Source organism: Halobellus inordinatus (assembly GCF_024498335.1).
GTDB lineage: Archaea > Halobacteriota > Halobacteria > Halobacteriales > Haloferacaceae > Haloquadratum > Haloquadratum inordinatus.
On sequence record NZ_CP101825.1, the window covers coordinates 1,481,696 to 1,507,289 of the forward strand.

General features: G+C 65.4%; 31 protein-coding genes, 1 tRNA gene and 1 pseudogene. 20 read left to right on the plus strand and 13 right to left on the minus strand.

Features of this window, described 5'->3' with window-relative positions:
• Nucleotides 1-73 precede the first annotated feature (73 nt).
• Nucleotides 74-1,225 carry a tryptophan synthase subunit beta gene (trpB, locus tag NO362_RS07640; RefSeq protein WP_256544775.1) on the minus strand — a complete coding sequence of 384 codons (1,152 nt, stop codon included), beginning with the start codon at nucleotides 1,223-1,225 and terminating at the stop codon, nucleotides 74-76.
• Nucleotides 1,226-1,371: 146 nt separating this feature from the next.
• On the opposite strand from trpB, the gene NO362_RS07645 reads away from it, so the two are divergent.
• The 3 genes from NO362_RS07645 to NO362_RS07655 all read left to right on the plus strand — a co-directional run bounded on the left by NO362_RS07645 (nucleotide 1,372) and on the right by NO362_RS07655 (nucleotide 3,043).
• Nucleotides 1,372-1,554 (plus strand): hypothetical protein, encoded by a 183-nt coding sequence (locus NO362_RS07645; RefSeq protein ID WP_121568221.1) that lies wholly within the window; start codon nucleotides 1,372-1,374, stop codon nucleotides 1,552-1,554.
• A gap of 91 nt (nucleotides 1,555-1,645) precedes the next feature.
• Nucleotides 1,646-2,782 (plus strand): cobalamin-independent methionine synthase II family protein, encoded by a 1,137-nt coding sequence (locus NO362_RS07650; RefSeq protein WP_256544776.1) that lies wholly within the window; start codon nucleotides 1,646-1,648, stop codon nucleotides 2,780-2,782.
• 81 nt (nucleotides 2,783-2,863) lie between these two features.
• Entirely contained in the window at nucleotides 2,864-3,043 is a 180-nt protein-coding gene (locus tag NO362_RS07655) for a hypothetical protein (RefSeq protein ID WP_256288156.1), read from the plus strand.
• A gap of 35 nt (nucleotides 3,044-3,078) precedes the next feature.
• Here NO362_RS07655 and NO362_RS07660 read toward each other — a convergent pair whose 3' ends face one another.
• Nucleotides 3,079-4,020, minus strand: coding sequence for a calcium/sodium antiporter (locus tag NO362_RS07660; RefSeq protein WP_256544777.1), 942 nt, complete (start codon nucleotides 4,018-4,020; stop codon nucleotides 3,079-3,081).
• A 158-nt stretch (nucleotides 4,021-4,178) separates the two neighbouring features.
• Between NO362_RS07660 and NO362_RS07665 the strand changes: the two genes are divergently transcribed.
• A complete protein-coding gene (locus NO362_RS07665; RefSeq protein WP_121568224.1) occupies nucleotides 4,179-4,385 on the plus strand; it encodes a hypothetical protein in 207 nt (68 codons plus the stop codon).
• 73 nt (nucleotides 4,386-4,458) lie between these two features.
• Here NO362_RS07665 and NO362_RS07670 read toward each other — a convergent pair whose 3' ends face one another.
• The 4 genes from NO362_RS07670 to NO362_RS07685 all read right to left on the minus strand — a co-directional run bounded on the left by NO362_RS07670 (nucleotide 4,459) and on the right by NO362_RS07685 (nucleotide 6,786).
• The gene (locus NO362_RS07670) at nucleotides 4,459-4,782 is read right to left on the minus strand and encodes a HalOD1 output domain-containing protein (protein WP_256544778.1); all 324 of its coding nucleotides are present in this window, start codon (nucleotides 4,780-4,782) and stop codon (nucleotides 4,459-4,461) included.
• A gap of 168 nt (nucleotides 4,783-4,950) precedes the next feature.
• The gene (locus tag NO362_RS07675; RefSeq protein ID WP_256544779.1) at nucleotides 4,951-5,439 is read right to left on the minus strand and encodes a hypothetical protein; all 489 of its coding nucleotides are present in this window, start codon (nucleotides 5,437-5,439) and stop codon (nucleotides 4,951-4,953) included.
• A gap of 98 nt (nucleotides 5,440-5,537) precedes the next feature.
• Entirely contained in the window at nucleotides 5,538-6,587 is a 1,050-nt protein-coding gene (locus NO362_RS07680; RefSeq protein WP_256544780.1) for a hypothetical protein, read from the minus strand.
• A 127-nt stretch (nucleotides 6,588-6,714) separates the two neighbouring features.
• Nucleotides 6,715-6,786, minus strand: a tRNA-Ala gene (locus NO362_RS07685).
• Between the two features lie 238 nt (nucleotides 6,787-7,024).
• Between NO362_RS07685 and NO362_RS07690 the strand changes: the two genes are divergently transcribed.
• Genes NO362_RS07690 through NO362_RS07705 form a run of 4 tightly spaced genes read left to right on the plus strand, consistent with a single transcriptional unit; the run spans nucleotide 7,025 to nucleotide 9,678 of the window.
• Nucleotides 7,025-7,492 carry a 30S ribosomal protein S15 gene (locus NO362_RS07690; RefSeq protein WP_121568228.1) on the plus strand — a complete coding sequence of 156 codons (468 nt, stop codon included), beginning with the start codon at nucleotides 7,025-7,027 and terminating at the stop codon, nucleotides 7,490-7,492.
• A gap of 18 nt (nucleotides 7,493-7,510) precedes the next feature.
• Nucleotides 7,511-8,737 (plus strand): hypothetical protein, encoded by a 1,227-nt coding sequence (locus NO362_RS07695; protein ID WP_256544781.1) that lies wholly within the window; start codon nucleotides 7,511-7,513, stop codon nucleotides 8,735-8,737.
• A 37-nt stretch (nucleotides 8,738-8,774) separates the two neighbouring features.
• On the plus strand, nucleotides 8,775-9,044 hold the full coding sequence (locus NO362_RS07700; protein ID WP_256288162.1) for a KEOPS complex subunit Pcc1: 270 nt from the start codon (nucleotides 8,775-8,777) through the stop codon (nucleotides 9,042-9,044).
• Nucleotides 9,037-9,678 (plus strand): 30S ribosomal protein S3ae, encoded by a 642-nt coding sequence (locus tag NO362_RS07705; RefSeq protein WP_121568231.1) that lies wholly within the window; start codon nucleotides 9,037-9,039, stop codon nucleotides 9,676-9,678. Before NO362_RS07700 ends, NO362_RS07705 begins: the two co-directional genes overlap by 8 nt.
• Nucleotides 9,679-9,768: 90 nt before the next feature.
• Here NO362_RS07705 and NO362_RS07710 read toward each other — a convergent pair whose 3' ends face one another.
• Nucleotides 9,769-10,212 carry a cupredoxin domain-containing protein gene (locus tag NO362_RS07710; protein WP_256288163.1) on the minus strand — a complete coding sequence of 148 codons (444 nt, stop codon included), beginning with the start codon at nucleotides 10,210-10,212 and terminating at the stop codon, nucleotides 9,769-9,771.
• A gap of 142 nt (nucleotides 10,213-10,354) precedes the next feature.
• On the opposite strand from NO362_RS07710, the gene NO362_RS07715 reads away from it, so the two are divergent.
• Nucleotides 10,355-11,056, plus strand: a complete 702-nt coding sequence (locus NO362_RS07715) for a protein sorting system archaetidylserine synthase (RefSeq protein ID WP_121568233.1) — start codon at nucleotides 10,355-10,357, stop codon at nucleotides 11,054-11,056.
• Nucleotides 11,057-11,090: 34 nt separating this feature from the next.
• Here the strand turns inward: NO362_RS07715 and NO362_RS07720 are convergent, their stop codons facing one another.
• Complete coding sequence (locus NO362_RS07720; RefSeq protein WP_121568234.1) at nucleotides 11,091-11,366, minus strand: DUF7111 family protein; 276 nt, start codon at nucleotides 11,364-11,366, stop codon at nucleotides 11,091-11,093.
• A gap of 152 nt (nucleotides 11,367-11,518) precedes the next feature.
• Between NO362_RS07720 and NO362_RS07725 the strand changes: the two genes are divergently transcribed.
• From NO362_RS07725 to dph5, 7 genes are all read left to right on the plus strand, one after another.
• Entirely contained in the window at nucleotides 11,519-11,833 is a 315-nt protein-coding gene (locus tag NO362_RS07725) for a PadR family transcriptional regulator (RefSeq protein WP_256288165.1), read from the plus strand.
• Between the two features lie 33 nt (nucleotides 11,834-11,866).
• Nucleotides 11,867-13,402 (plus strand): ATPase domain-containing protein, encoded by a 1,536-nt coding sequence (locus NO362_RS07730; protein WP_256544782.1) that lies wholly within the window; start codon nucleotides 11,867-11,869, stop codon nucleotides 13,400-13,402.
• Between the two features lie 207 nt (nucleotides 13,403-13,609).
• Complete coding sequence (locus tag NO362_RS07735) at nucleotides 13,610-14,686, plus strand: phytoene/squalene synthase family protein (protein ID WP_256544783.1); 1,077 nt, start codon at nucleotides 13,610-13,612, stop codon at nucleotides 14,684-14,686.
• Nucleotides 14,687-14,848: 162 nt separating this feature from the next.
• Nucleotides 14,849-15,709 (plus strand): cytochrome c oxidase subunit 3, encoded by an 861-nt coding sequence (locus tag NO362_RS07740; RefSeq protein ID WP_121568238.1) that lies wholly within the window; start codon nucleotides 14,849-14,851, stop codon nucleotides 15,707-15,709.
• A gap of 87 nt (nucleotides 15,710-15,796) precedes the next feature.
• The gene (locus tag NO362_RS07745) at nucleotides 15,797-16,366 is read left to right on the plus strand and encodes a DUF998 domain-containing protein (RefSeq protein WP_256544784.1); all 570 of its coding nucleotides are present in this window, start codon (nucleotides 15,797-15,799) and stop codon (nucleotides 16,364-16,366) included.
• 63 nt (nucleotides 16,367-16,429) lie between these two features.
• Nucleotides 16,430-16,645, plus strand: coding sequence for a DUF8149 family protein (locus tag NO362_RS07750; RefSeq protein ID WP_121568240.1), 216 nt, complete (start codon nucleotides 16,430-16,432; stop codon nucleotides 16,643-16,645).
• Between the two features lie 239 nt (nucleotides 16,646-16,884).
• Entirely contained in the window at nucleotides 16,885-17,664 is a 780-nt protein-coding gene (dph5, locus tag NO362_RS07755) for a diphthine synthase (RefSeq protein WP_256288170.1), read from the plus strand.
• Nucleotides 17,665-17,695: 31 nt separating this feature from the next.
• Here dph5 and artA read toward each other — a convergent pair whose 3' ends face one another.
• The 5 genes and pseudogenes from artA to NO362_RS07780 form a co-directional block, all read right to left on the minus strand.
• A complete protein-coding gene (gene artA / locus NO362_RS07760; protein ID WP_256544785.1) occupies nucleotides 17,696-18,619 on the minus strand; it encodes an archaeosortase A in 924 nt (307 codons plus the stop codon).
• A gap of 74 nt (nucleotides 18,620-18,693) precedes the next feature.
• Nucleotides 18,694-19,461: a VOC family protein gene (locus tag NO362_RS07765; protein WP_256544786.1), complete on the minus strand. Its 768-nt coding sequence runs from the start codon at nucleotides 19,459-19,461 to the stop codon at nucleotides 18,694-18,696.
• Between the two features lie 89 nt (nucleotides 19,462-19,550).
• Nucleotides 19,551-20,012 (minus strand): annotated as a pseudogene (locus tag NO362_RS07770) (TIGR04206 family protein); the annotation flags it as partial.
• A gap of 45 nt (nucleotides 20,013-20,057) precedes the next feature.
• Nucleotides 20,058-20,846, minus strand: coding sequence for a hypothetical protein (locus NO362_RS07775; protein ID WP_256544787.1), 789 nt, complete (start codon nucleotides 20,844-20,846; stop codon nucleotides 20,058-20,060).
• A gap of 32 nt (nucleotides 20,847-20,878) precedes the next feature.
• Nucleotides 20,879-21,991 carry an OBG GTPase family GTP-binding protein gene (locus NO362_RS07780; protein ID WP_256288175.1) on the minus strand — a complete coding sequence of 371 codons (1,113 nt, stop codon included), beginning with the start codon at nucleotides 21,989-21,991 and terminating at the stop codon, nucleotides 20,879-20,881.
• A gap of 118 nt (nucleotides 21,992-22,109) precedes the next feature.
• Here NO362_RS07780 and NO362_RS07785 point away from each other — a divergent pair, with 118 nt between their 5' ends.
• The 4 genes from NO362_RS07785 to NO362_RS07800 all read left to right on the plus strand — a co-directional run bounded on the left by NO362_RS07785 (nucleotide 22,110) and on the right by NO362_RS07800 (nucleotide 25,516).
• The gene (locus NO362_RS07785) at nucleotides 22,110-22,478 is read left to right on the plus strand and encodes a DUF7541 family protein (RefSeq protein ID WP_256288176.1); all 369 of its coding nucleotides are present in this window, start codon (nucleotides 22,110-22,112) and stop codon (nucleotides 22,476-22,478) included.
• 113 nt (nucleotides 22,479-22,591) lie between these two features.
• Nucleotides 22,592-22,975, plus strand: coding sequence for a DUF6684 family protein (locus tag NO362_RS07790; RefSeq protein WP_115821743.1), 384 nt, complete (start codon nucleotides 22,592-22,594; stop codon nucleotides 22,973-22,975).
• 162 nt (nucleotides 22,976-23,137) lie between these two features.
• Nucleotides 23,138-24,889 (plus strand): cbb3-type cytochrome c oxidase subunit I, encoded by a 1,752-nt coding sequence (locus tag NO362_RS07795; protein ID WP_256546615.1) that lies wholly within the window; start codon nucleotides 23,138-23,140, stop codon nucleotides 24,887-24,889.
• Between the two features lie 336 nt (nucleotides 24,890-25,225).
• On the plus strand, nucleotides 25,226-25,516 hold the full coding sequence (locus tag NO362_RS07800; protein WP_256546616.1) for a DUF7520 family protein: 291 nt from the start codon (nucleotides 25,226-25,228) through the stop codon (nucleotides 25,514-25,516).
• The last annotated feature ends 78 nt before the right edge of the window (nucleotides 25,517-25,594 follow it).

Here is a 25,594-nt window from a genome sequence, read left to right on the forward strand (position 1 = left end):
GGAGGTGACATCACGTGCGCTGTCGCCCCACCGACGCCGACACTAATGGTGATCGGTCGTCTCCGCTCGACACTCAGGCCAGATCGAACAACGCTGCGGCCTGTTCCATATCCTTGTCCCCGCGCCCGCTCAGATTGACCAGGATCGTGTCGTGGTCGTCTGCGATCTCCTTTGCGAGCGCGACGGCGTGGCTCGATTCCAGCGCCGGGATGATGCCTTCCTCCTCGGAGAGTTCTCTGAATGCCGCCTTCGCGGACTCGTCGTCGACCGCGCGGTAGTCACAGCGCCCGACTTCGCGGAACATCGCGTGCTCGGGACCGACGCCCGGGTAGTCGAGTCCGGCGGACACCGAGTGAACTTCGGTGTCGTCGTGGATGACGCGGGTCTTCATCCCGTGGATGACGTCGTCTTCGCCCTCGGCCAGCGGCGCAGCGTGGCGTTTCGAGCCCGCGCCCTCGCCGCCGCCCTCCGCGCCGTAGAATGCGACCTCGTCGTCGTTGCGGAACGCGTGGAAGAGACCCATCGCGTTGCTGCCGCCGCCGACACAGGCGACCGCCGCGTCCGGAAGCTCGCCCGTGCGCTCTCGGAACTGCTCGCGGGCTTCCTCGCCGATGACGGCCTGGAAGTCCCGGACCATCCGCGGGAAGGGGTCGGGGCCGACGACCGACCCGACGAGATAGTGCGTGTCGCCGATGTTCTTCGCGAAGTCTTCGAGCGCGGCGTCGACGGCGTCCGAGAGGCCCGCACCGCCGCGCGTGACTTCGTTGACTTCCGCGCCCATCAGGCGCATCCGGAAGACGTTCATCTGCTGGCGCTCGACGTCTTTCTCGCCCATATAGATCTCCGTGTCGAGGTCGAGCAGCGCGCCGACCATCGCGGTCGCCGTCCCGTGCTGGCCCGCGCCGGTCTCGGCGATGAGCCGCGACTTCCCCGCCTGCTTCGCGAGCAGGGCCTGGCCGAGCGCGTTGTTGATCTTGTGTGCGCCGCCGTGCAGCAGGTCCTCGCGCTTGAAGTAGATCTCAGCGCCGTAGCGCTCGCTGAGCCCTTCGGCGTGATACAGCGACGTCGGCCGTCCGGCGTAGTCTCTGAGCAGTTTGTCGAGTTCTGCTTGGAACGCGTCGGTGTCTTTGATCTCGTCGTACGCGTTCGCCAACTGTTCGAGCGGTTCCTCCAGTGGCTCGGGGACGTGCCGTCCGCCGTAGCCCTCGAAATCACCTTCTGACATACGATTTCACCAATTCCTTCCCGGGATATAAACGGTACTCTGGCCGGGTGCGGGCCGCCGGCGGCGCTGGGCGCAGGTGTCGGTCGGGCCAAACCCTTACATCATCTGCGGAACTCTAGAACTGCGGATACGATCCCGAACCGAGTATGAAAAACCGAGCACTTGCCGCGGTCGTCGGCGTCGCCCTCTTTGTGGCGAGCCTCTGGGCGCTCCTCGACCTCGCAAACCTGGTCTCTGTCAGCACCCTGGGGTCACCCGAGGTCCTGCTGATGCTCGTCCCCAGCGGTCTCGCCATCGGGTTCGCCCTGCTGGTGTGGCTGTACTGGTGACGGGCCGCATCGGTCAGTGCGTCCGCAGCGGCCGCGCCCGAATCGCTGCGGCCCCGAATCTCTTTGTGGCTCGCCCGACAGGAAGCGAGCGATGGCAGCGCCCACAATCCGAACGACCCACGTCGGGAGTCTCCCGCGATCCGATCGACTCCGCGCTCTCCTGACTGAGTCCGGGGACCGCGACGAGCAGGCATTCGAGGCGGCCGTCGCCGAGTCGATTCGCGAGGTGGTGCGCCGGCAGGCCGAGGTCGGAATCGACGTCGGAAACGACGGCGAACAGAGCCGCATCGCCTACTCGGTGGACGTCACGAACCGACTCTCGGGCTTCGGCGAGGGGACCGTCGAGCGCGCGTGGCCCGCCGACCTCGACGACTTCCCGGCGTACGCCGAAGAACTCCTCGGCGACACGGAGAACATCGGCGGGCCGGTCGCCACGGGACCGATGGAGTACGTGGGCGAGGAGGCACTCCGGCGGGATCTCGCGCGATTCGACGAGGCGGTCGACGCCGAGGGCGTAGCATTCCCCGCGCGGTTCCACACCGCGCCGTCACCCGGTGCAGTCCTCCGATTCACTAAAACCGAGCATCACGACTCCCTCTCGGAGTACGTGTTCGATCTCGCGGGGGCACTCCAAACCGAGTACGAACTGATCGCCGAGACGGGGGCGATTCTCCAGATCGACGCCCCGGACCTCCTCGCCGGGTTCACGCTGACGTACAAGGACGACTCGGTCGCCGACTTCCGCGAACGGGCGCGAACGCACGTCGAAGCGCTCAACGAGGCCGTCTCCAACGTCCCCGACGAGCAGATCCGACTGCACGCCTGCTGGGGGAACTACCCGGGGCCACATCACCACGACGTCGCGCTCGAAGACGTGATCGACGTCTTCTACGAAGCCGACATCGGGGGATTGGTCGTTGAGGGCGCGAACCCGCGACACCAACACGAGTACCGGACGTTCGAGGAGCATCCGCTCCCCGACGGCTGGCGGCTGATCCCGGGCGTGATCGACGTGAAGACGAACGTCGTCGAACATCCCGAAGCCGTCGCCGACCGCCTCGAACAGTTCGCCGACGCGGTCGGCGACCCCGAACGGATCGTCGCGGGCGCTGACTGCGGCTTCGAGACGGTCGTCGAGGGCGCGAACGCGGTCCACCCCTCTATCGCCTGGAAGAAACTCGAAGCGCTCGTCGACGGCGCGGAACTGGCGTCCGAGCGGTTGGCCTGACTTCGGTGGCCCGACGACAGGGGCGGTGTGACAACGAATAGTATGAGAACGAATATATTGTTCCCTGAATGCGGTTTCAGTATGAGCCCTCCACTCGAACGCCCCATCGTCCGGTACGGAATGGGATTCAGTAGCGCCGCCGTCCTTACGTTCGTCGCTGTTACGTTTCTCGATGGGACGACGCAGTTACTCGTCCTCGGCCTCGCCGTGCTCGAAATTCTGGTCGTGCCGCAGATCCTGAAGCGGGCGCAGACCGCGTAGGGTGGAATCGAGACGCGAGAGCGCGAACCGCTCGGTCACCCCAAGAAGTCAATCACCCAGTTCGCGGCGCTAATCACGACTAACGCCCCGCCTTCCAGACGCGAGAGGACCTCGTTCGACCAGAAGAACGCGGTCGCAACGACTGTGAGCCCGAGCAGCCACAGCGTCGTGTCGACGGCCGTTCCGACGACCGATAGCGGGCGGACGATCGCTGCTATACCGAGCACCCCGAGGAGGTTGAAGATGGAACTGCCGACGAGGTTGCCGGCCGAGAGGCCGGCCTGTCCGCGCCGTGCCGCCGCGACCGACGTCGCGAACTCGGGGGCCGACGTGCCGGCGGCGACGATCGTCACGCCGATCACCCACTCGGAGACGCCGGCGAACCGCGCCAACGCGGCGGCCGAAGAGACGAGAACGTGCGCCGAGAGGACGATGCCGGCGAGGCCGGCGACCGCACGGAGGGGATCGAGCCACCAGGACCCGCTCGCGTCGCTCGCAGTGCTCTGTTTCAGCTGCTCGCTTCCGGTGCGTACGAGCACTGCGAGGTACCCCCCGAGAAGGATCACGAGAAGCACACCTTCGAGTTGCGAGAGCCGAAGGTCGCTGAGGAACACCAAAGCGATCCCCGTCGCCCCGATCAACGAGAGGCCGTCCCGACGAACGAGCGCCGTCGAGACCGGCAGGGCGCGGATGAGCGCGACCCCGCCGAGGATGAATCCGAGGTTGAAGATGTTCGACCCGACGACGTTGCCGACGGAGATGTTCGACTTCGCCGTGAGCGCCGCGTCGAGCGTGACGGCGAACTCGGGTGCCGAGGTCCCGAACGCGACGACGGTCAGTCCCACCAGCAGGCCCGAAAGGCCCAGGCGGCGAGCCACGCCGCCCGCGCCCGCGACGAACTGACCTGCACTGACGGCTAATCCGACGACGGCGACCGCGACGAGGACGGCGTTCGTTGCAGCCGATGCGAGAGCCATCACCGGGAGGTCGTCGGACGGAGGGAAATATCCGTAGGTCTCGATGCGCCCCGTGATCGTCATCCGACGGCGTGTGATCGCTCATCTGACCTGTCGCAGACGCGCAGCAGCACAGACTGCAGGACGCTTATTTGATTCGGGAGTGGACCATTCGCCGTATGTCAGACGAAAAGCGCTGTCCGGACTGTGAGGAACCGCTCACGCAGATGAAACTGCAAGGTTCCAACGCGGTGGGAACGCCGACGATCGTCTCACAGGAGCCGACAGAGGGGTTCCTCAGCAGCATCCGGTCGGACGAGATCCTCACGCCGGTTCCGTACGTCTGCCCCCAGTGTCGCCGGACGCTGTTCTACGCCGAGGAGTAAACGCCGCAAATCCCAAGCCGAGAATACCACACGCCGCGTACTGCACGTCGCGGGCCGAACCGCCACACGCCGCTTACTGCACGTCGGCGTCGTCGAGTGGCCGAACGTCGATCCCGTCGGGGTCCGCACGGACCTGCACGCCGTGGTATTGGAACGACACGTGTGCGCGAGTGTCGTCTCTATCTGCGCTGTCCACGCTCGGGTCGAGAATGCGGTTCAACGCGTCGGGATCGACGACCTCGTGCAGCGGCGGCATCTCGGATATCTCGGAGTCAGTCACCGTTGCGACGGCGTCGACGATCGACGCACTCGGTCGTCCGTTCTGGTCCCACTCGAAGTGGACTGTCTCGTCCTCCGCGATCGACGAGTCGGGTGGCCGTGAATCGTTACTGACCATCAGAAACACGAGTCCTTGCTACGATACGATCCCGAACAGTCCCGAAAAACGTCGTCTGACCCCCACTGTAGCCCGTCACTACCCGATCAACAACAGTATTGCACATAATTGTTTGTGTATCTCTCGAAGTTCCACCGCGGATTTCGCGTGTGGCGTATCCCGTTTTTGTCAGTTCGACGGCGTGTCGGTGGCCGTCTGCGTCGTCGCCTGATCTTTGGCTTGCTGGAACGTCTCTGCCGGCAGCAGGCCGTTCACCATCTCGAACGAGAGCGCGTCGATGAGCGCCGTTGCGGGGCCGGAGACTAGGAGGACGCTGAACTGCTCGATCGAGTCTTCGATCGTCAGTCCCGATTCAGCGGCCTGCTCTTCGAAGGAACTCACCGCCGCCGAGCGGAGTTCCGACTGGGCCGTGCGGAACTGCTCTTGTGCCTCCGTCTGAGAGATGTTGCCCGATTCGAGTTGCGATCGGATCTCGTCTTCCCGCTGCTGCATTTGCTCTTGGTCGGGCTGGACCGCGACGGTAACCGTCGCACCGTCCGACCCGGTGGTCCCGGTCGTCTCGCCGTCTGTCTGCTGCGCGTTACACCCTGCCAGAGAGAGCGCGGCACCGGTTCCTGCGATTTCGAGGAATCGGCGGCGGCCAGTGTCGAATTCCATTCCCCTAGATATTTGCGGAGATTCGGATAACCGTGGCGAAGTCCCACGGGCGACGTGGGAGCGTGAACGGATCACACTCTCGGGCCTGCTCACAATCACTAGTTGGGCGTCGTCACTCCCTCCTCGGGTCCGCCGGCAGACAAATGGTCGAACTCACCAGTCGGAATCGTTCCGTCCGTCCAGGCCAGCCGATCCTCCGTCTCGACGTCGAGTCCGTCGTACGCGCCGAAGCGCTCGGACTCGGCGTCGACGAACGCGGCCAGTTCGCCGCTTTCGGCGGTTGCGGCGTCGACGTAGGTGTTCGAGAACGTCAGGTGGGTCGTCTCCTGGCCGAACCGCCACGCTTTGAGCTGGCCGGTTATCTCGTCCGCTCGGAAACCACGCATCGTCGACCCGTCTGTCGCCTCCGGGTAGCACCACAGCGCGTGGGGCGCGTCGACGGTGCTGAACATCGAGGCGACGTACTCGTTGCCGTCGGCGTACTGGCTCGTCTCCGACGTCGTCGCGTCGATAATCGCTTTTGCGTAGTCGATGCCGTCGCCCTCCCGCATTGGCGACACCGACATAAACGCGTCCGGCGAGACGGCGTAGCCGTAGTCCGTGCCGTAGAGGTCGAATCCCTTGTAGCGCTCCGGTTCCGGCCAGGGCGTCGGCGTCGCCGTCGTCGGTGTGCGCGTCGTCGCTGGAGTCGCCGACGAGTCGTCACTGGTAATCTGCTCGCCGACGGCCTCCGGATCGAACGATCCGAGGGCCAACTCCATCACGTGGTCGATCTGTACCGTCGCCGCGACGTGGTCGGCGTCGACGAACTCGCCGGAGACGGGCCGCAGCATCTGATTTTCGAGTCGATCGTAAGCGTTCGGATGGATGACGTCCCGATACGAACGGATCGCTGCCACGTCGAAGTATCGCACGCCGTACCCATCCGGCAGCGGAGTCGTCGTCGGGTCCGGCAGCCACTGCCTGTACTCCTCCGGAGCCTCACCGGACTGCGTCGCTGCCGTGGTCGACGTACTGGCCGAGGTCTTGTCAGGACCCGTTTCCGTGGGTGTTGACTGTCCGCCGAGACATCCGGCAGCCGACGCGAGCGTCCCGCTACCGAGTGCTACTCCGAGGGTGTTGAGGAGGGTGCGTCGTGATCGGGGCACACCGGTGCTCGTCGGAGAACTGGAATAAGCTTTCTTCGGTCAGCTCACAGTCACGACGGGGCGCTACGCAGTGGTAAGACAACGGACCGGGCACTCGCGGTCCCTGGTCACGACGGAGGAATACGAATGGACTCGCCGGGATTTGAACCCGGGGCCTCTCCCATGCCAAGGGAGTGATCTACCCCTGATCTACGAGCCCTCGAACGCATCTTTCCGTATTCCGCTTTCGTTCTTAAGGGCTTCGACTTGCGGGGCATCGACGCCGGGTCGCAATCCTTTTGTCGCCGACACGGATGAGTTCAGACGGGAACAGCACGGCCGCAAATCTGACTCGCCGCGCTCGTCGCGGCTTGGGATTGCGGAAGTGCGACGCTGCCGACGCCGTCGGCACGTCACATCGCGTATTCTGCGGTCTGTGCCGTTCCAACCAGAAAACAATGGCACGAATGCACACCCGCCGCCGTGGCTCGTCCGGTTCGGACAAGCCGGTGGCAGACGAACCCCCGGAGTGGAGTGACGTCGACGCCGAAGACGTCGAAGCGCGCGTCGTCGAACTTGCAGAGCAGGGTCACGAACCCAGCCAGATCGGTCTCAAGCTCCGCGACGAAGGCGTCAAGGGCGTTCCGATCCCCGACGTCAAGCTCGCGACCGGCAAGAAGGTCACTACGATCCTCGACGAGAACGACGCGGCCCCGGAGCTCCCCGAGGACCTTCGGAACCTGATGGAGCGCGCCGTGCGCCTCCGTCGCCACGTCAACGAGAACCAGCAGGACATGCAGAACAAGCGTGCCCTGCAGAACACCGAGTCCAAGATCCGTCGGCTCGTCGACTACTACCGTGGCGACGCGCTCGACGAGGACTTCACGTACACCTTCGACGTCGCCGTCGAACTCCTCGAAGAGTAACCCCCACACATCGTACCGATGGCCTCCCGATCCGACGCCGGCACGTCCGCGGACGCCCCCACCGAGAGCGTGGCGTCTGCGCTGTCGGCGGCGGCGTTCGTCCGCGTCGTCTGTCACGCCGACGGCGACGCGCTCGCGGCCGCTGGCCTCCTCGCTCGCGGCCTCCGAAGCGCCGACGTGCCGTTCCAGGTGCGCGTGGCGTCGCTCGACGCCGCCGCGCCGGCAGCGGACGACGGCGTCTTCGTCGCTGTCGGGACGGAACACCCCGACGCGGACGTGACGATCAGGTCCACCGATGGTCCCGTCAGCCGCCGCGCGTACGACGTCGCGATCGCGCTCGGTCGTGACGACGGCGCCCGCGACGACGTGGTCGCATCCGACGTGACGCTGGCGCTTGCCGGCGTCGCCGCCGCCGGAGCACATCCCGGCTCGGTCGCCGGATCGCTCGTCGAGGCTGCCGACGGAATGGGTGCGATCGAGCGCCGCCCCGGCGTGGCGATCCCCGTCGACGACGTTGTCGACGGCCTGACCCACTCGACGCTGCTCCGCGCGCCGTTCTCCGGCGACGTGGACGCCGTCGAGTCGGCGCTTGCCTCGCTGGCAGACCCGACAGCGTCCGATGCGGAGACGCGGCGATCGATCGCCTCGCTCGTCGCATTTACAGTCGCGGGCGACGACGCCGCGACGCCGCGAGCCGCGACAGCAGTCGAACGGGCGCTTCGCCCGTACGCGACGCCCGACGGCCCGATGGCGACGCTCGGCGGCTTCGCCGACGTGTTACACGCCGTCGCCGTCGAGCGCCCCGGCACCGGCGTCGCGATCTCGCTCGGACACGGCGGCCGCGAGGCCGCGCTCGACGCGTGGCGCACGCACGGCACAGCCGTTCACCGAGCGATCGACGACGGTCACACCGGCCGCTACGACGGCGTGTTCGTCGTCCGCGGCGACGTCGGCGGCAATCCCGACGCCCGCGACGACAGCACGACGCCGGGGCGACTGGCGACGGTCGCGCGACTCGTTCGCGACTTCCGATCGCCGGAACCGCTCGTCGTCGCGCTCGACGACGGGATGGCCGCGCTGTCGGCTCGTGAGACGGGTGCCGCGGACGCTGCCGCGGCGCTCGCTTCGGAGTTCACCTCGGCGGACGCGGCGTGGACCGGCGACGCAACGCGCGCGACCGCTCGTTTCGACGCGGACGCGGCAGACGCAGACGTCATTGCCGCGATCAGGGAGGCAGTGCGATGAGTAGCGACGTGGACCGCTCCACGGGGGAGGCACCGAGATGACGAACGCAAACGATTCGGACGCGACGCGCGAGTGTGCGTCGCGGACGGCCCGCCTGCGGACGACGCACGCCGACGCCGAGACGGTGGCGGCGGCGATCCGTCCGGACAACACCGACTCGATGGAGATGGTCGTCGAGGGCGAGACGCTCGTGACGACGATCACCCGCGAGACGACCGGCGGGCTGCAGTCCACGGTGGACGACACCGTGGTCAACCTGACGGTGGCAGACGCCATCGTCGACACGACCCAGACATACTATGAGTGAACGATCAGTTTCGAAGCAGAAGCGCGGAAAGCGATGGTACACCCTCATCGCGCCGGAGCAGTTCGACCGCACCGAACTCGGCTCGACCTTCGCGGACGAGCCCGAGAAGGTCTACGGACGGACCGTCGAGGTGACCCTCGGCGACATCACCGGCGATCAGGGTGAAAACAACACGAAGCTCACCTTCAAGGTGAACGACGTCTCAAGCGACGCGGCCTACACCGAGTTCATCAAGCACGAACTCGCACGCGACTACGTTCGCAGCCTCGTTCGCCGCGGCGCCTCGAAGGTCGACGTCGCGATCACGGTGCTGACGACGGACGACTACCGCGTCCAGCTCCAGCCCGTCGCCTTCACGACGAAGAAGGCCGACCGCAGCCAGGAGAAGGCGATTCGGCGCGTGATGATCGACCTCGTCGAGGAAGCCGCCTCCGAACGGACCTTCGCCGAACTCATCGACAGCGTCATCGAAGGACGGCTGTCCTCTGCGATCTACGGCGACGCGAAGACCATCTACCCGCTCCGCCGGGTCGAGGTCCAGAAGCTAACCCTCGAAGCGCGACCCGAAGAGGTCGCCGCCGAGGAAGAAGCCGCCGTCGACGTCGACGAAGAAGACGTCGCAGTCGACGAGTAACGCGGTTTTTCAGGCGACTTTCCGTTTCTTTTTCGCCCGCGAGCCGACGGCTCGCGCGTCGGTCACGGCCCCGGAAAAACTCCCAGACGCCTACTCTTCGACGGTAATGGTCCCGACCATCCCCGCCTGCTCGTGTGGGATGCAGAAGTACAGGTACTCGCCGGGCACCTCGAACGTGTGGGACCACGCCTCGCCGCTGTCGATGACGCCGCCGAACTCCTCGCGGAACCCTTTCTCGGCCGCCTTCGTCGTCTCGTAGTCCCCGCTGGCGAAGAACTCTGCGTCCTCGGGAATCCGGTCGTCGTAGGCGGTGACCGTGTGCCCGCGCGAACTCGTGTTCTGCCAGACGACGGTGTCGCCGGGCGAGATGGTGAACGTCGGCGGGTCGAACGCGACCGCGGTCATTCCGATGTCGTACTCGCCCGCTGCGCCCGCAGAACATCCCGCGAGGCTCGTCGCCGCTGCCGCGCCGAGTCCGGCGAGCACGCGACGACGGGAGACGCCCTCGTCCCCCGGCGCTCTCGTTCCTCTCATACTCCGGTTTCAGGGAGCGAGCGCTAAATGTGGCCCGGTCCGGACGGATGTGGCCGCAACCGCGCGGACGTTCCTGTCTCCGAACGTATACGACCGAATCCGGATGTAAAGAGGTAAACCGATCCTCCGAGTCGGCCGAGGTATGAAGCCGCGGTTCGTCGGTCGGTTGGGCCTCGCCGACGCGGTGACGGTCTCGAACGCCGCGCTCGGGTTCGTCGCCGCCGTCGCGACGACAGTCGACGTCGAACTCGCGGCCCGGATTCTCCTGCTCGCGGCCATCGCCGACGCACTGGACGGCGTCGTCGCCCGTCGCCGTGGCGGGACGGCAGTCGGCCCGTATCTCGATTCGCTGGCAGACGTCGCGTCCTTCGGCGTCGCGCCCGCGCTCTTGGTCGCGATGACGGTGGCGGGGTCGTGGGGGCTCGGCGAGCCCAGGGGCCTCCTCGCGCTCGTCGGAACGGCGCTCTTCGTCGCGGCCGCGGTGACGCGGCTGGGACTCTACACCGCCTACGACAGCGACGCAGCCGAGACCGAAGGCGTCCAGACGACGCTCGCGGCGACGATCCTTGGAGCGACCGTCCTCGCCGGGTTCACGAGTCCGATCGTGCTCGTGCCGATGGTCTATCTGCTCGCGGCGCTGATGCTCGCGCCGATCACGTATCCCGACCTGCACGCGCAGGATGCGCTCGTGATGGGCGTCGTGCAGGCGGCGGCGATCCTGCTCTGTGGACCGACGGGGCGGCGATTCGTCGGGTCCCTCGGCGAGGGGTTCGCCTATGGATTACTGTTCCTCTCGCTCGCCTATCTGGTGCTCGGGCCACGGTTCTACTGGCGACGTGACTGACTCCGCGACAGTCGGAGACTCGGTTCGAGCCGGCTCACATCCCCATATCGTCGGCGTCGTCGGGAACCGGAAGGTCGTGCGGCGAGACGCCGAGTAGCTCTGCGGCGTGATCGAGCGCCATATCGAACCCGTAGTAGCGTTCGAGTTCGTCGCCGTCCGCGCTGGGGCGGACCTTCAGCATCGCGTAGCCCTCGATGTTCTGTGCGATAGCAGCCGTCTTGCCACCGGATTCGAACGTCAGCACTCGCTCGGTCTCGGTCTCTCGATAGCGCGCGGTGATTCCGTTCGCCGTCGCCTCCGTAGTCGACATACCCGCCCTTGGGAGGCGGGGAAGTCGAACCTACCGGTTCGGGTCCGCCCCGTGGGCGAGCGATCCAGACGGGTCAGAAGTGTCTCGATGAGAGTCGAATCCGGCAGCCCGGAAACGAAAGTGTCGTGTCCGCGCGAACCGATCTGCCGACGATGTCGAGGTGGCTCCAGAGCGGGCGGCGGCGAGACCTGTGTGCGCTGCTCTACGAAGCGGGGACGCTCCGCGGACAGAAACTGAAGACGGCGCTCGAACGACACTACGACGTGCGGCTCGATCCACAGTCGTTCTACGGGACGCTCGACGCCCTCGTCGACCGAGGGCTCATCGAGCGCGAAACGCAGGGAATTCACGACGTCTATCGTCTCACCGACGCCGGCGTCGAGGGCGTCGAATCGCACTTCGCCTGGCTCTCGGCCCGGGTCGACGGGCATTCGGACACGGCTCGCAACTGTGGCTCTGGGGAGTGATTTTATGACAGCCGTCGTCCGAGTAGCTATCAGATGTCCGGCGATAGTTCAGTCTCCAGCGGCTCTCAGGTTCTCGACGGAATGCTCGGTGGGGGATACCCGACGAATCGGTCGACGCTTCTCACTGGTGGTCCCGGAAGCGGCAAATCGACGCTCTCGATGCAGTTTCTCCAGGCTGGCCTCGACGCCGGCGAGGACTGTCTCTTCATCAGTACCGAGCAGACCATCGGCGAACTGCGCCAGTCCTTCGCGGACTTCGAGTTCGATCTCCACCACGAGAACCTCTCGATCACGTCGATTCACGCCGGCGCGGGCCGGACGATCGAGGGCGGAGAAGACGATCTGACGCTGCAGACGCTGACCGAAGACGAGGACGGCGAGATCCTCTCACAGGGGTTCAATCCACCGTTCACCGGCGAGTACATCCGGCAGTATCTCGAACGGTTCGCGCCGGTCGACCGCGTCGTCCTCGACAGCGTCTCCGGGCTCTCGGTCATCACCGACAGCCCCCAGCGCTTCCGGCGCTCCGTGCTGGATCTGATCCGCTTTTTCTCCGACGAGTTCCAGGCGACGAGCCTGTTCACCGCCGAGCGCACCGGCGATAACGAGGCGACGAGCGCACTCCGGTTCACCACCCACGGCGTCGTCGAACTCACCCAGCGGAACGTCGAGGACGACCCGCATCACTTCCTCCGCATCGCGAAGATGCGCGGCGTCGACTACGACCGTCGGGAGATGGAAGTCGAGTTCGGGTCGGCGGGTCTCCGGATCGCGCCGAAGCGCCGGTCGCAACCCCCCGAACTGAAAGATCACAGGCACCGCCCGATCGGCATCGACGGCCTCGACGCACTCGCCGGCGGCGGCCTCGTCCGCGGGACCGGCGTCCTGCTCGAACACGACGGGCGTGCGAACCTGACGGCGCTCTTCAGCGTGCTCCTGAAGCACGGCCTCGAAACCGACGACCGAGTCGTCCTCGTACCGACGATCGAACTCCGGGAGAACCGGACCGCCCAGTTGCTCGACGGGCAGGGCTACGACATCGAGAACGTACTCGAGACGGGACGGCTCGCAGTCGTCGACCTCGTCGGGACGTGGAACGACGACCAGCCGAACGTCTTCACGCCCGAACACGACCACGAGACGGTGATGAACCTCCTCGCCCGACTCTACGACGACGTCGAGGGAACGATCTACTCGCTCGTGAACGCCGACGCGATGGTCCACACTCTCGGCCCGGCGGACGCGCGACGGGTCCGCTACTTCGAGGAGTCCGAACTCCTCGATCCCGACAGCGCGCTGTGTCACGTACTGAATCCGAACACCGTCGAGGACCGCATCGCCGCCTTCTACCGCGACTCCGCGGAACAGACACTGGATACGTGGGTCGGCGACGCTGGCCTGCAGTACATCGCGCTCCGGAAGTCACCGTGCGGCTTCGTCGGCACCACGTCGCTCGTCGAGTACGTCGAGGAGCCACCGTACGTCCGTGTGCAACACCCGCCGCAGAGGCGCGAGAACCCCTACGCCGAGGCGAATCCGTACGCTGCCGGTGACGACCGGATGGAGTAACAGCGGCATACCGTTCGGCAAATCCGAATCTACTCTCACCGCCCATCGAATAGTGATCGATACGATGACATTAGCTCGTAAGAGGGTCGAACAGCCTGCTCGTATGTGACTCGTCCACAGGGTCCTCTGTTTCTCTCGTATCGCACAATACTCCGATCTACCCCACGAAGCTTTTTATGCCGCCCTCCGTAGGAGTTGACACTCCGAATGTCTCAGCAGGATGAACGCCCCCGAGTCGACCAAGCCGACCTCCAGTGGTGTCACGAGTCGGTCCAAGGGGTTTCTCGCACCTTCGCGCTCACGGTGGACGTGCTCGATGAACCGATGTCCTCGTACATCTGTCTCGGGTACCTCGTCTGCCGGATCGCAGACACCGTCGAAGACGCCTCGCACATCCCACCGGCCGAACAGGCGACGCTGCTCCGCACGTACGACTCCGTCCTCGATCCCGAGGACGAGACGACGGCGGAGTCGTTCGTCGATTCCGTCGAGCCCCACCTCCCCGACGAGGACGCGATGACCGACGACTGGGCAGTCGTTCGCGATTCCCCCCGCGTCCTCCGCACGTTCCAGAGCCTCCCCGAAGATGTCCAGCGGGCGATCGTCCCGCCGGCGAGAGAACTCGTCCAGGGGATGGCCGAGTTCGTCGAACGCTACGAGGACGACGGCGGCCTCCGCATCCAGACTCGCAGCGAACTCGAAGAGTACTGTTACTACGCCGCCGGCACGGTCGGGAACCTCATCACGAACCTCGTGACGCGGCACGACGTCGCCGCCGACCGCCGCCGTCGGCTGTACGACACCGCCGAGGAGTTCGGTCTGCTCCTCCAGCTCGTCAACATCTCGAAAGACGTCTACGACGACTACACGGCCGAGGACAACGTCTACCTCCCGGCGGAGTGGCTCCAGGACGCCGGCGTCCCCCAGGAGGAGGTCTTAAACGACGAGCACGAGGCGAGCGCGGCGTCAGTCGTCCGCCGAACCGCCGAGTTCGCGGGTTCGTTCCTCGACGACGCTCAGACGTACCTCGAAACGGTGCCGCTCCGCGACGGCAACACTCTCGAAGCGTGGGCCATTCCGTTCTTGCTCGCCGTCGGCACCCTCAGAGAACTCCTCGCGCGTCCCGAAGACGCGCTCTCGGCGACCGGCGTGAAGATCTCCAGACAGGAGGTTCTCGCCGTCGTCACCGAGATGAGCAGTGGCGGGGACCGCGAGGCACTCGGCGAACTTCGAGAGGACATCTCGGCGGGTCCGTACCACCGCACGCCGTCGAGCGCCGACTGACTGAGCGACCCCGTCAGATACAGTCGCCTGCTCGCCGCGGTCACGATCACGCGTCGCAACCGGCGAAGACCGCGGGGTTTCGAGCGCGGCCGGCGCCGGCTGAGGCAAATATCGTCGTATGTTTTGGGAGGGTTTTTAGTCGTCGGATCGAAACCCACGCCTATGGGTACCGAAGAAGCACACGACGACCACGGACACCACCTCCCTGCGGTCGAGGACTGGCCCCGTGGGTTTGGTGAAGCGAGCTGGTGGCCGTTCGTCACTGCGGTCGGAGGAGCAGGCGTCTACGTCGCGGCCGCGCTGTACATCCTCGGTCGCGGCGACGGCGCGATCGTCAGCCCGCTCGCCGGCCCGATGGCGCTCGTCGCGACGGTCGGCGTGTTCCTCGTTGGACTGTACGGCTGGGTGTATCACGCGTTCGTGGTGAAGTTCTGGTCACGCGAAGCGAGTTCACAGAGCGCGAACAAACTCCGCTGGGGAATGCTCGCGTTCCTCGGCTCCGAACTGGCGACGTTCGGCGCGCTGTTCGGATACTACTTCTACATCCGCGCCGGCGACTGGGCGTCGATCTTCACGGGCGTCCCAAACCTGACAGGATCGCTCATCCTGATCAACACGACGATCCTGGTCGTGTCGTCGATCACGCTGCACTACGCACACGTCGCGATCCGGAACGGCGACCGGCAGAACTTCCTCATCGGCCTCGCGATGACGCTCCTCTTGGGCGTGATCTTCATCGGCGGCCAGATCTACGAGTACTACGAGTTCATCGTCCACGCGGACTTCACCCTCACGTCCGGGTTCTTCGCGTCGGCCTTCTTCGGCCTCACCGGACTCCACGGACTCCACGTCAGCCTCGGCGCGGTCCTCCTCGGGATCGTCTTCGTCCGCGCGCTGATGGGTCAGTACTCCGCTGAACGCCACGTGTCGGTCAGTACGGCCTCGATGTATTGGCACTTCGTCGACGTCGTCTGGATCTTCCTCGTCGTCGTCCTGTACGTCGGCGCGGAAGTCGGCGTCTGATCGAACGGTCGTCCGGACGCGTCGGACGCTCCGTCTCGGGCTCGGATGAGCCCGACACTTTTTGCGGCGATGCACTGACGTACAGCCGTGACGAACAGTCGCGTCGCCGACACACTGATGCGCTACGCCGCACACGCCGGACCAGCGGGCGCGCTCGTCGCGATTACTGCGATCCTCGCGGCCACGTGGCGGTCCGCGACGTTCTCTTGGGCGGGAAGTGCGCTCTCGGATCTCGGAACCGCGTCCGGGACAGCACTGCTGTTCAACGGCGGCCTCGTCGCCGGCGGCGCCGTCGGTATCGCGTACGCACTCGCGCTCCGGCGCTCCTCGATCGCGGTCGCGAGTAGCTACGTGCTGTCGATCGTCTCGATGGTTTTGGTCGGTGTCTTCCCGGCCGGAACGCCGCTGCACTTCCCTGTCGCGGTCGCATTCTTCCTGCTCGCGACGGCGACGGTGTCCGTGGATGGGTGGTTGCGACGGGCGACCACGGCCGGCCGACTCGGCCTCGCGCTCGCTGTGGGCCACCTGCTCGGCTGGCTCGTCTGGCTTCTCGGCATCCGGCCGGGTCCGGGCCTGGCGCTCCCAGAACTGGGCGGCGTCGTGATGTTCGGCGGCTGGGTCGTCTTTCTCGCCCCGCCCGTCCGAAGGGGAGGCTAGCGGTACCCCACTGCCGACCCCGAAACCGGATCAGTTTTCACACCTGTCGATCGAGTGTCGGGTATGACCGAGGAGGAGACGGACGAACCGACGGTCCCGATCGTCTGTGAGGAGTGCGGAACGACGTCGCGGGTGGCGCTCTCGCAACTCCGAACGTCCCTAGAGAAACACAACGAGCACCGGCACGACGGCGAGGAGATCGCGCAGGTCGATCCGGTGATCGCCGACGAACTGGCCAACGCCGTCGCTGACGACCTCGGGTTGCTGGACGAGGAGTAAGCGAGCGTCGGGGCTCGATGACCGTCGAGCGACGCGGCTCAGGACGGATGGAACGACGACGTTCCGAGCAGGCCGATGACCAGTCGACCGCCGGATCGTCGTTCGAACAAACCAAGGCGCTGACAGCGCCAGATGGTGATTCAGCAGCATCGATAAAAAGAGTACCGCCGAACCGACCGCATTCCCCCGCCTGGACGGACATTCACGCGGTTTATAGGCACCGCCCGCCCAGACGAGGTATGCTCACCTTCATCGGCCTCGGACTGTACGACGAGCGCTCGATCACCGTCGAGGGCCGAGAGGCGCTCGCCGACGCCGACCGGGCGGTCGCCGAGTTCTACACGAGCCACCTCGTGGGGGCGACTGTCGACGAACTGTCGGCGTACCACGATATCGACATCGACGTCCGGGACCGCGCGGGCGTCGAGCAACATCCCGAAGACGTTCTCGACGCTGCCGAAGACGAACACGTCGCGTTCCTCACCGCCGGCGACACGATGATCTCGACGACGCACGTCGACCTGCGGCTCCGCGCGATCGAGCGCGGCATCGACACCCGCGTGATCCACGGCGTCACCGCACAGACGGCCGCAAGCGGACTCACAGGGCTCCAGAACTACCGCTTCGGAAAGGCCGTCACGCTGCCGTTCCCGTACGCGCACGGCGCCGACGGCGTCCCCCAGAGCGTCGTCGACTCGATCGAGGCGAACCGCGAGCGCGGCCTCCACACCGTGGTCTATCTCGATATCAAGGCCGAGCGCGAGGAGTATATGAGCGCCGACGTCGCCGCGGAGATGCTCGCTGCGGACTGGCAGGACGTGCTCGGCGTCGTCGTCGCTCGCGCCGGGAGCCCAGAGCCGACAGTCGTCGCCGACCGACTCTCGGAGCTGGCCACGGCGGATTTCGGCGACCCGCTTCACCTGCTCGTGATCCCCGGCGACCTCCACCACGTCGAGTCCGACGCGCTCGCGACGCTCGGCGGGGCGCCGGCCGACGTGCTCGAAGCAAACGAAGTGTAGCGGACCCGATTCTTCTGGGTTCGCTCGTCGATCAGGCCCCTGACCGCTCCAGTCCGAGTTCGGATTCGAGGTCGTACTCGTCGCCGGTCAGCATAAACAGGATGTCCTCGATGACCGTCAGGAGTTCCGGGAGTTCGCGGACGACCAGATAGGTGATTCCGACGAGGACGACGACCGCGAGGATCTGGCTGATGATCCGATCGGAGATGAAAAACGAGACCATATACGGGTCCGACGAACCGAACAGGAACATAATCTCGTCGACGAACCACTGCATATACTGCTTGCCGAAGGCGATCGTGATGAACGTCGTCCGCAGGAGGTTCAGCGCGTAGATGATCGGCACGGCGATGGCCATCGCGCGAAGCTTTCGGCGCAACGGGGCCTTCACCGCAGCGATCAGGCCGGCGAAGATGGCGATGCTCCCGAGCCCCGTACACGCGAGGACGACCGCCACGGTCAGCCGATGAGAGCCGTCGAAGAACAGGAACGTGTTCAGATAGCCCTGTTCGCCGACGATCATCTCGGGGTGGTAGCCGAGCGCATTCACGAGAAAGCCGGTCTGTGCGGCGACGGTCTCCATCAGGACGCCGCGCGGGGCCGGGACGGCGACACCGAGCAGCGAGAACGCCGGGATCGTCTCGAAGGGCAGGTAGATCAGCCCCATCACTGCGACCGCCCGCGAGAGCACGTACAGCGAGTCGCGGCCGTTCCACAGCAGGTAGCCGGTGTACAGCGACGCCGGGACGGCCGCGACCGCGAGAACGCCCTCGACGTAGCTCTTGTGGACGAACGCGAAGTGCGGCACTAACTGGAGCCAGAAGACGGCGAAGCCGACCCACGCGGCGACGGTCGCATAGCGCGCGAGCCGCTGATTTCGGTCTTCCGAGAGCACTCCGACGGCGAACGTCAGGATCACGACCCACGCGAGCGCGTCGGAGAGCAACCCGGGCATATGCAGTTGAACGGATCTGACGAATAAATCCCTTGTCGTTCCGTGTGGCGATTGCGTCCGACCGACGCTTCGGCTTAGGGTTCGAGAATCTCGATCTCGTGGCCGTCCTGGTCTGTCGTGAACGCGTAGCGGTCCTCACAGGAGGCGGGATCGCGGTAGTCCTCGGCCTCGCGCTCCATCAGCGTGTCCCAGTAGTCGTGGAGGTCGTCCGCGCGCACGCAGAGGTGGCCCCAGGCGTCGCCCATCGTGTACGAGCGACCGTCGTAGTTGTACGTGAGTTCGACCGACATCGCGGCGTCGGCGGCGCCCTCGGGCTTCATAAAGTAGTTCGCGAAGGTATCCGACTCCCAGCGACTGGTGTGCTCGTACTCGAACTTCCGCGTCCAGAAGCCGAGCGCCTCGTCGGCGTCCTCGACGCGGATCATCGTGTGGTCGAGACTCCACTTCGCGCCCTGATCGGGATCGCGCTGGACGATTTCGACTTCGTGGCCGTCGGGGTCCTTCACGAACGCGTAGCTGCCACCACAGGACTCGGGGTCGCGGTAGTCCTCGACGCCTTCCTCCATCAGCTGTTCGTAGTGGGCTTCGAGTTCGCCCTCGGGGACGCGAACGGCGATGTGGCCCCAGGCGTCGCCCATCTCGTAGGTCCGGTCGTCGTGGTTGTAGGTGAGCTCGAGCATCGCACCTTCCTCGTGCATCTCCTCGGGGCCGAGGTAGACGTTGGTGAAGGTGTCGGCCTCCCAGCGGCCCTTCTCCTCGTAGTTCAGGTGCGTCGTGTACCAATCGAGAGACTCCTCGAGGTCTTCGACGCGCATCATCACGTGGTCGAGTACTCCAGACATACGCGAACGGACGGACGCCGCGGGCAAAAAGGGTGCTGAAGCGGCCCCCCGGCGGGCTCGGGGACGCCGATTCGACAGGGCCGGCCCGCTCACGAGGCGTCGAACTGGCGTCGAAACCGCGCCTGGACCCGCGGCCAGTAACACCACCACACGACGACGAGGAACGCCGCCGTGCCGGTCGGCCACGCGGTTCGCGCCGGCTGGACGGAGAACCCCCACGCGAGTCGGAGTTGCGCGATCGCGGCCACGACGAGGAGGCCCGCCGTGACCCGCGGGTCCTCGCGACCGGTCCGCCAGCCGATCACGGCGCTCACGAGCGCGAGCGCGTACAACACGACCGACAGCGGCCACGCGAGGATGTACTCTGGCAGTCCTTGCGTGTACACGAACAGGAAGTCCGAGAGCGTCGTCACCGAGAGGGGGTTCGTGTTGAACAGCCCCCACGCGAAGAGGAACGTGGCGTCGCGGCCGCTGAAGACCTGCACCGACCACGGGACGACGAGGAGCGCGAGGAGGACGGCGACGGTTCGTGCGGTGGTGCGAGACACGGCTCCACTCCGTGCCGTATCCGCAAGAAGGACACGGTCAGCGTCCGCCTACGGGGTCGGACAGGCACTCTCGTTGTCGACTGTTCGAGGCGGACGCTCGACGGAGTTCGAACCGTACGTGAAGTCGTAGACGATGCGCTCCTCGATCGATGGCCGCCCGAATCCACCACGCTCGCGGTGGACGACGACGCGGCGCGGCAGGTGCGTCTCCGGTGAGAGATACAGCATCGCGCGGAGTTCGTCCGCGTTCCGGTTCAACTGCTCGACGTCCCCCTCGCCGGAGACCGAGAGCGAAACCGAGGCGAGTTTCGACTGGTCGGGCACGACCTCGACGACGCGCACTGCTTCTCCGCCGACGGTGCTCGTACCCCGATCGTAAACGCGAGCGAACTCGAACAGTTGCCGCTGACCGCCGAGGATCGTGTAAGTCGTCCACGACCGGTTCTGTGGGAGTTCCGTCGCATAGGAGACGTTCGCGACGTTGACGTACCGCGAGTACGGACACGGCGTGTAGCGCGTCCGTCCCTGCAGAAATCGTGTCTCACGGTCGTCTGCGAGTCCGATCTCGATCCGATACCTGCGCTCGGAGCGATTGAATCCGCCGTGGCCCCAGTAGCTCGCTTGCTTCTCGTCGCCGCCGCCTTCGACGGTGACGCTCCCACCGACGGTAAACGAGTAGGCGGGTACCTCCGCCGTCGCGTTCGCCGCCTGATGGGCCAACCGTTCGGCTGTCGGATCGCTGGGTGGTCGAGAGTCGAATATGCCAGCGACGTACGCCCCACCGAGGAGCGCGGTGACGATCCCGAGGATAGCCAGTGACTGCTTCGTGGAGGGCACGCCAAGCAGTCTCCCAGCGGACGAAAAAAGCGTTACTTCCGGGCGACGACGCGCAGGATGTCCTCGTCCTGCAGTTCGTGGTCACGGCCGACCTGTTGTTCGTCGTGCTTGGCGCTCGGGCCGGTGACGCGGGCGAAGCGGAACCGCTCGTCGAGCGTCCCGCCGAGCTTTCTGAGTGCGTCGTCGACGGTGTTCTCGCCTTCCATCAGGACGAGCGGTTCGTCGTAGTCGACGCCGCGACCGGGCTTGTCCATATACACTCTGATCAGGCCGAGCGCCTCCCAGACCTTCTCTTTGAGGGCGTCGAGCCCCTTCTCGGCCTCGGCGCTGATGAAGATCGCTTCCTCGGGATCGACGCCGACGTCGCGGAGGTTCTCCTCGACCGTCGGCAGGTAGTCGCGGTCGATGAGGTCCGCCTTGTTGACGGCGACGATCGAGGGCAGGTAGACGCGGTTGTCCATGATGCCGTCGATGAGTTCGTCGATCGTGATGTCGCCGCGGACGGTCACGTCGGCGTTGACGTAGCCGTGCTCGCGAAGGACGCTCGCGATCGTGTCGTCGTCGAGCGAGACGTCGTCGGAAGTCGTCACCTGAATGCCGCCCTTCCCGCGCTTGGAGATCGTGATGTTCGGCTTCGACGTGTCCAAGCGGATCTTGTTGTCGTAAAGTTCCCGCTGTAGGCGCTCGTAGCGCTCGATCTCGAACACCGAGAGCATAAAGACCACGAGGTCGGCGGTGCGGACGACAGAGAGCACTTCCTTCCCCCCGCCGCGCCCGCCGGCGGCCCCCTCGATGAGGCCCGGTACGTCGAGGATCTGGATGTTCGCGCCGTTGTGCTTCAGCATCCCGGGGTTGACGTCGAGCGTCGTGAACTCGTACTCGCCGACCTCGCTGTCGGCGTTCGTGAGCGCGTTGATCAGCGTGGACTTGCCGACGCTCGGAAAGCCGACGAGCGCGACGGTCGCGTCGCCGGTCTTCTCGACCGCGTAGCCGTGACCGCCGCCGCTGGAGGATCGATTTTCGAGTTTTTCTTTCTTCTCCGCGAGTTTCGCCTTCAGCCGGCCGATGTGCTCCTCGGTGGCTTTGTTGTAGGGCGTGTTCGCGATCTCCTCGCGGAGTTCGTCGATCTCTTCCTCCAGTCCCATCGGTTATGAATCTACGATCTGCGTCGAAAAAGGTGTTCTTTCCGGATTACGGCTCGGTCCCGTCGACTTCCTGGCACAAATCGAAGCCCTTTGTACCTCTCGGGACGTAGCGCCGATAATGGACGCTGAACCGGGACTTTCGGAGCAGTATCGGATGGCGAGCCCGTGGCCGCTGTTCATCGCGCTCGGGGTTCCGATTGCGGAACTCGGAATCCTCTTCGGGCTGTTTCCGCTCTCTGTCGGGGGGTTGCTCCTGTTCGGCGGGAGCGTGGCTGGGATGGCAACAGAATCGAGTTACGCGCGGACGCCGTGGCGCGCGATGGTCGTCGTCGCGATCCCGCTCGCGGCGCTGGGGTTGGGATTCATCTACACCAGCATCAACCTCCCCGACCGCGGGTTCGCGATCATCGCCGCTGCCGTGATCCTCGTCGCTGGCGGTCTCGCGGGGTCGCTCTTCGCACAGGACACTGAGGAACCGACGTACTAGTCGGCCGACGCGCCGAACCGCTGTGACCGGGCGCGGCGAGACCCCGGCGCTGAGGTGGGCTCGAATCGCACGGAATCAATAACCTATTTTATTCTCCACCGGAAGAACCACCTATGGCGAACAAGATCTTCGATCGGGATACCCTGCTCGACCTGACGGTCAATATGGTCCCGCTGTTCATCATGGCGTTCTTCATCGTCGCTTTCGCCGTGGTCACACCGTTCGGGGTCGACCCGCTCGCGTCATCGCTTCAGTTCGGACTAGTAGCCGTTCCGTTCGTACTGCTAGCGATTCTGACGTACTTTGCCGGGCGTGCCGTCGCCGGAAGCGAAATGACGGGCGAACTCTACCTGCCCGGCCAGGCAGGCGTCGAGGGTGCCAAACCGCTCGGCGAAGACGGCGAACTGATGAATCAATTCGACGAAGACGAAGAGCCCGAAGCGGCCGTCGAAGGCGAGGCCGACACCGACGACGCTGCGAGCGAAGACGAAGCCTAACGCGCTTCGAATCGACTTCTTCCTCTTTGCTGGACCGCTCGATCAGCGCCTGCGATGTGAGTTGATTCGGAGGGGCCGTCACGGCGTCCCGAACCTTTCATTACCTTCCGTTACTCAGACACCCCTATGGAGGTTAACGGACAGTTAGCACTGACGGTTCTAATGGGGATCCTCCTCGTTGCCGTCGCCGCGTGGATCGCGCGGGTCGAAAACTGGCGCTCGTACAGCCCGATCGCTGGGGGCGGCGGGTACGGGCAGCAGGATAGCTACGTTTCCGAAGAGAAACCGTCTGGTATCATTCGCTGGTTAACGACAGTCGATCACAAGGACATCGGAATCCTGTACGGTGCGTACGGGCTCACGGCGTTCACCGTGGGCGGCCTGATGGTCGTTCTGATGCGGGTCGAACTCTTCGACCCCGGGATGTCGCTCATCTCGAACACGTTCTACAACTCGCTGCTGACGAGTCACGGCATCACGATGCTGTTCCTGTTCGGGACGCCCATTCTGGCGGCGTTCTCGAACTATCTGGTGCCGCTTCTGATCGGCGCAGACGATATGGCGTTCCCGCGGATCAACGCCATCGCGTTCTGGCTGCTGCCGCCGGCGGCACTGCTCATCTGGGCGGGCTTCTTCCCGCTTCCGGACGTGCTCCCGGCACAGACTGCCTGGACGATGTACACGCCGCTGTCGGCGGGTGTCGGAGCCGGTAATCAAGCGAACGCCGGCGTCGATCTGATGCTGCTCGGCCTGCACCTCTCGGGCGTCTCGGCGACGATGGGTGCGATCAACTTCATCGCGACCATCTTCACCGAGCGCGGCGACGAGGTCTCGTGGGCGAACCTCGACATCTTCTCGTGGACGATCCTCACGCAGTCGGGGCTCATCCTGTTCGCGTTCCCGCTTCTCGGCAGCGCGCTCGTGATGCTGCTTTTCGACCGGAACTTCGGCACGACGTTCTTCTCCGGTGAGGGCGGCGCGATCCTCTGGCAGCACCTGTTCTGGTTCTTCGGACACCCGGAGGTCTACATCCTGGTGCTCCCGCCGATGGGGATCGTGAGCTACGTGATCCCGCGGTTCTCGGGACGCCGCCTCTTCGGGTTCAAGTTCGTCGTGTACTCCACGCTCGCGATCGGGGTGCTCTCCTTCGGTGTCTGGGCGCACCACATGTTCGCGACGGGCATCGACCCGCGACTTCGGGCCTCGTTTATGGCCGTCTCGTTGGCCATCGCGATTCCGAGCGCGGTGAAGACGTTCAACTGGATCACGACGATGTGGAACGGCCGGATCCGCCTGACGACGCCGATGCTGTTCTCGGTCGGCTTCGTCGCTAACTTCATCATCGGCGGCGTCACGGGCGTCTTCCTGGCGTCCATCCCGGTCGACTTAGTCCTCCACGACACCTACTACGTCGTGGGGCACTTCCACTACGTCATTATGGGTGCGATCGGCTTTGCGGTGTTCTCGGGACTGTACTACTGGTTCCCGCTGTACACCGATCGGATGTACCAGAAGACGCTCGGCAAGGCGCACTTCTGGCTCACGATGGTCGGGACGAACCTGACGTTCTTCGCGATGATCCTGCTCGGTTACGGCGGGATGCCGCGCCGCTATGCGACGTACCTCCCGCAGTTCGCGACGATGCACCAGCTCGCGACTGTCGGTGCGCTGCTGCTGCTGGCCGGACAGGTCATCTTCGTCTGGAACTTCGTCCAGTCGTGGCTCGAAGGGCCGAAAGTCGAGGACGGTGACCCGTGGAACCTTCGGGAATCCGGCCTCTACACGGCCGAGTGGGACTGGTACGACAAGAAACAGCAGACGGCGATCGCTGACGGTGGAGAAGAGAGCGACGAGACGGCGCTGACCGACGGCGGTCAGCCCGAAGGCGACGCGGACGACCGCGACGACGCCTGAACCGCTCGATTACTTCTTCACGTTTTTACCTTCGACTAGCGGCCGCGCTGTCGGTCGGTCTTCAGGTGTCGCAGCCAGCGCGCTACGTACGACTCTGCCTGTGGGCTCGCAGTCCAAGAAAGGAGACTCGACCGGCGGTCTGTTAGACGGCGAGGAAGAGTCCGGTCGCGAACATCAGTACGGCGATTGCACCGAGGACGACTCCGAGGAGGTCCCTATCGCTCATATCACCTCTTCGGTGCGCGCGGTCAAAGGTGCGTCGGTTGGCTGGCAACGATCGTGAACGGGTGGCTTAACCGCCCGCGTCGCCGAGGGCAACGCGTGAGCGAGACCGACATCTCGAACCAGCCTGGCGACGACAGCCGCGAAGGCGACGCCGGTGGGCGCAGCGGGAGTCGATTCGTCCTCGGACTGTACGCCGCGCTCGTCGCCGTGGGGGCCGCGGTCGGATTTCTGACCGCGACGTTCGTCGAGGGGCTTCAACAGCCGATGTTTCTCTTCGTCGTCCCGTTTCCGGCGACGCCGCTCGGCTTCGCGGCCTTCGGCGGACTGACCCTCGCGCTCGTCCTCGGTGTCCCCCTCGCGCTCGTCATCTACGTCTCCCGCGAGATCGACAGCGAGGGCTAATCAGGGCGCTGTCCGCGCTCGTTGCCAGCGACGCGCTGGGAGCTTCCGACCCCGCGACCCTTTTTATCCCAGGCGGCT

Excerpts from the sequence above, each read along its gene's own strand:
- NO362_RS07710 (WP_256288163.1), bottom strand. The coding sequence starts at position 10,212 with ATGAGAGGAACGAGAGCGCCGGGGGACGAGGGCGTCTCCCGTCGTCGC.
- NO362_RS07690 (WP_121568228.1), top strand. The coding sequence starts at position 7,025 with ATGGCACGAATGCACACCCGCCGCCGTGGCTCGTCCGGTTCGGACAAG.
- NO362_RS07720 (WP_121568234.1), bottom strand. The coding sequence starts at position 11,366 with ATGTCGACTACGGAGGCGACGGCGAACGGAATCACCGCGCGCTATCGA.
- NO362_RS07715 (WP_121568233.1), top strand. The coding sequence starts at position 10,355 with ATGAAGCCGCGGTTCGTCGGTCGGTTGGGCCTCGCCGACGCGGTGACG.
- dph5 (WP_256288170.1), top strand. The coding sequence starts at position 16,885 with ATGCTCACCTTCATCGGCCTCGGACTGTACGACGAGCGCTCGATCACC.
- NO362_RS07780 (WP_256288175.1), bottom strand. The coding sequence starts at position 21,991 with ATGGGACTGGAGGAAGAGATCGACGAACTCCGCGAGGAGATCGCGAAC.
- NO362_RS07705 (WP_121568231.1), top strand. The coding sequence starts at position 9,037 with ATGAGTGAACGATCAGTTTCGAAGCAGAAGCGCGGAAAGCGATGGTAC.
- NO362_RS07790 (WP_115821743.1), top strand. The coding sequence starts at position 22,592 with ATGGCGAACAAGATCTTCGATCGGGATACCCTGCTCGACCTGACGGTC.
- NO362_RS07725 (WP_256288165.1), top strand. The coding sequence starts at position 11,519 with ATGTCGAGGTGGCTCCAGAGCGGGCGGCGGCGAGACCTGTGTGCGCTG.
- NO362_RS07785 (WP_256288176.1), top strand. The coding sequence starts at position 22,110 with ATGGACGCTGAACCGGGACTTTCGGAGCAGTATCGGATGGCGAGCCCG.
- NO362_RS07660 (WP_256544777.1), bottom strand. The coding sequence starts at position 4,020 with ATGGCTCTCGCATCGGCTGCAACGAACGCCGTCCTCGTCGCGGTCGCC.
- NO362_RS07735 (WP_256544783.1), top strand. The coding sequence starts at position 13,610 with ATGTCTCAGCAGGATGAACGCCCCCGAGTCGACCAAGCCGACCTCCAG.
- NO362_RS07655 (WP_256288156.1), top strand. The coding sequence starts at position 2,864 with ATGAGCCCTCCACTCGAACGCCCCATCGTCCGGTACGGAATGGGATTC.
- NO362_RS07700 (WP_256288162.1), top strand. The coding sequence starts at position 8,775 with ATGACGAACGCAAACGATTCGGACGCGACGCGCGAGTGTGCGTCGCGG.
- NO362_RS07730 (WP_256544782.1), top strand. The coding sequence starts at position 11,867 with ATGTCCGGCGATAGTTCAGTCTCCAGCGGCTCTCAGGTTCTCGACGGA.
- trpB (WP_256544775.1), bottom strand. The coding sequence starts at position 1,225 with ATGTCAGAAGGTGATTTCGAGGGCTACGGCGGACGGCACGTCCCCGAG.
- NO362_RS07695 (WP_256544781.1), top strand. The coding sequence starts at position 7,511 with ATGGCCTCCCGATCCGACGCCGGCACGTCCGCGGACGCCCCCACCGAG.
- NO362_RS07650 (WP_256544776.1), top strand. The coding sequence starts at position 1,646 with ATGGCAGCGCCCACAATCCGAACGACCCACGTCGGGAGTCTCCCGCGA.
- NO362_RS07765 (WP_256544786.1), bottom strand. The coding sequence starts at position 19,461 with ATGTCTGGAGTACTCGACCACGTGATGATGCGCGTCGAAGACCTCGAG.
- NO362_RS07740 (WP_121568238.1), top strand. The coding sequence starts at position 14,849 with ATGGGTACCGAAGAAGCACACGACGACCACGGACACCACCTCCCTGCG.
- NO362_RS07795 (WP_256546615.1), top strand. The coding sequence starts at position 23,138 with ATGGGGATCCTCCTCGTTGCCGTCGCCGCGTGGATCGCGCGGGTCGAA.
- NO362_RS07665 (WP_121568224.1), top strand. The coding sequence starts at position 4,179 with ATGTCAGACGAAAAGCGCTGTCCGGACTGTGAGGAACCGCTCACGCAG.
- NO362_RS07675 (WP_256544779.1), bottom strand. The coding sequence starts at position 5,439 with ATGGAATTCGACACTGGCCGCCGCCGATTCCTCGAAATCGCAGGAACC.
- NO362_RS07645 (WP_121568221.1), top strand. The coding sequence starts at position 1,372 with ATGAAAAACCGAGCACTTGCCGCGGTCGTCGGCGTCGCCCTCTTTGTG.
- NO362_RS07750 (WP_121568240.1), top strand. The coding sequence starts at position 16,430 with ATGACCGAGGAGGAGACGGACGAACCGACGGTCCCGATCGTCTGTGAG.
- artA (WP_256544785.1), bottom strand. The coding sequence starts at position 18,619 with ATGCCCGGGTTGCTCTCCGACGCGCTCGCGTGGGTCGTGATCCTGACG.
- NO362_RS07670 (WP_256544778.1), bottom strand. The coding sequence starts at position 4,782 with ATGGTCAGTAACGATTCACGGCCACCCGACTCGTCGATCGCGGAGGAC.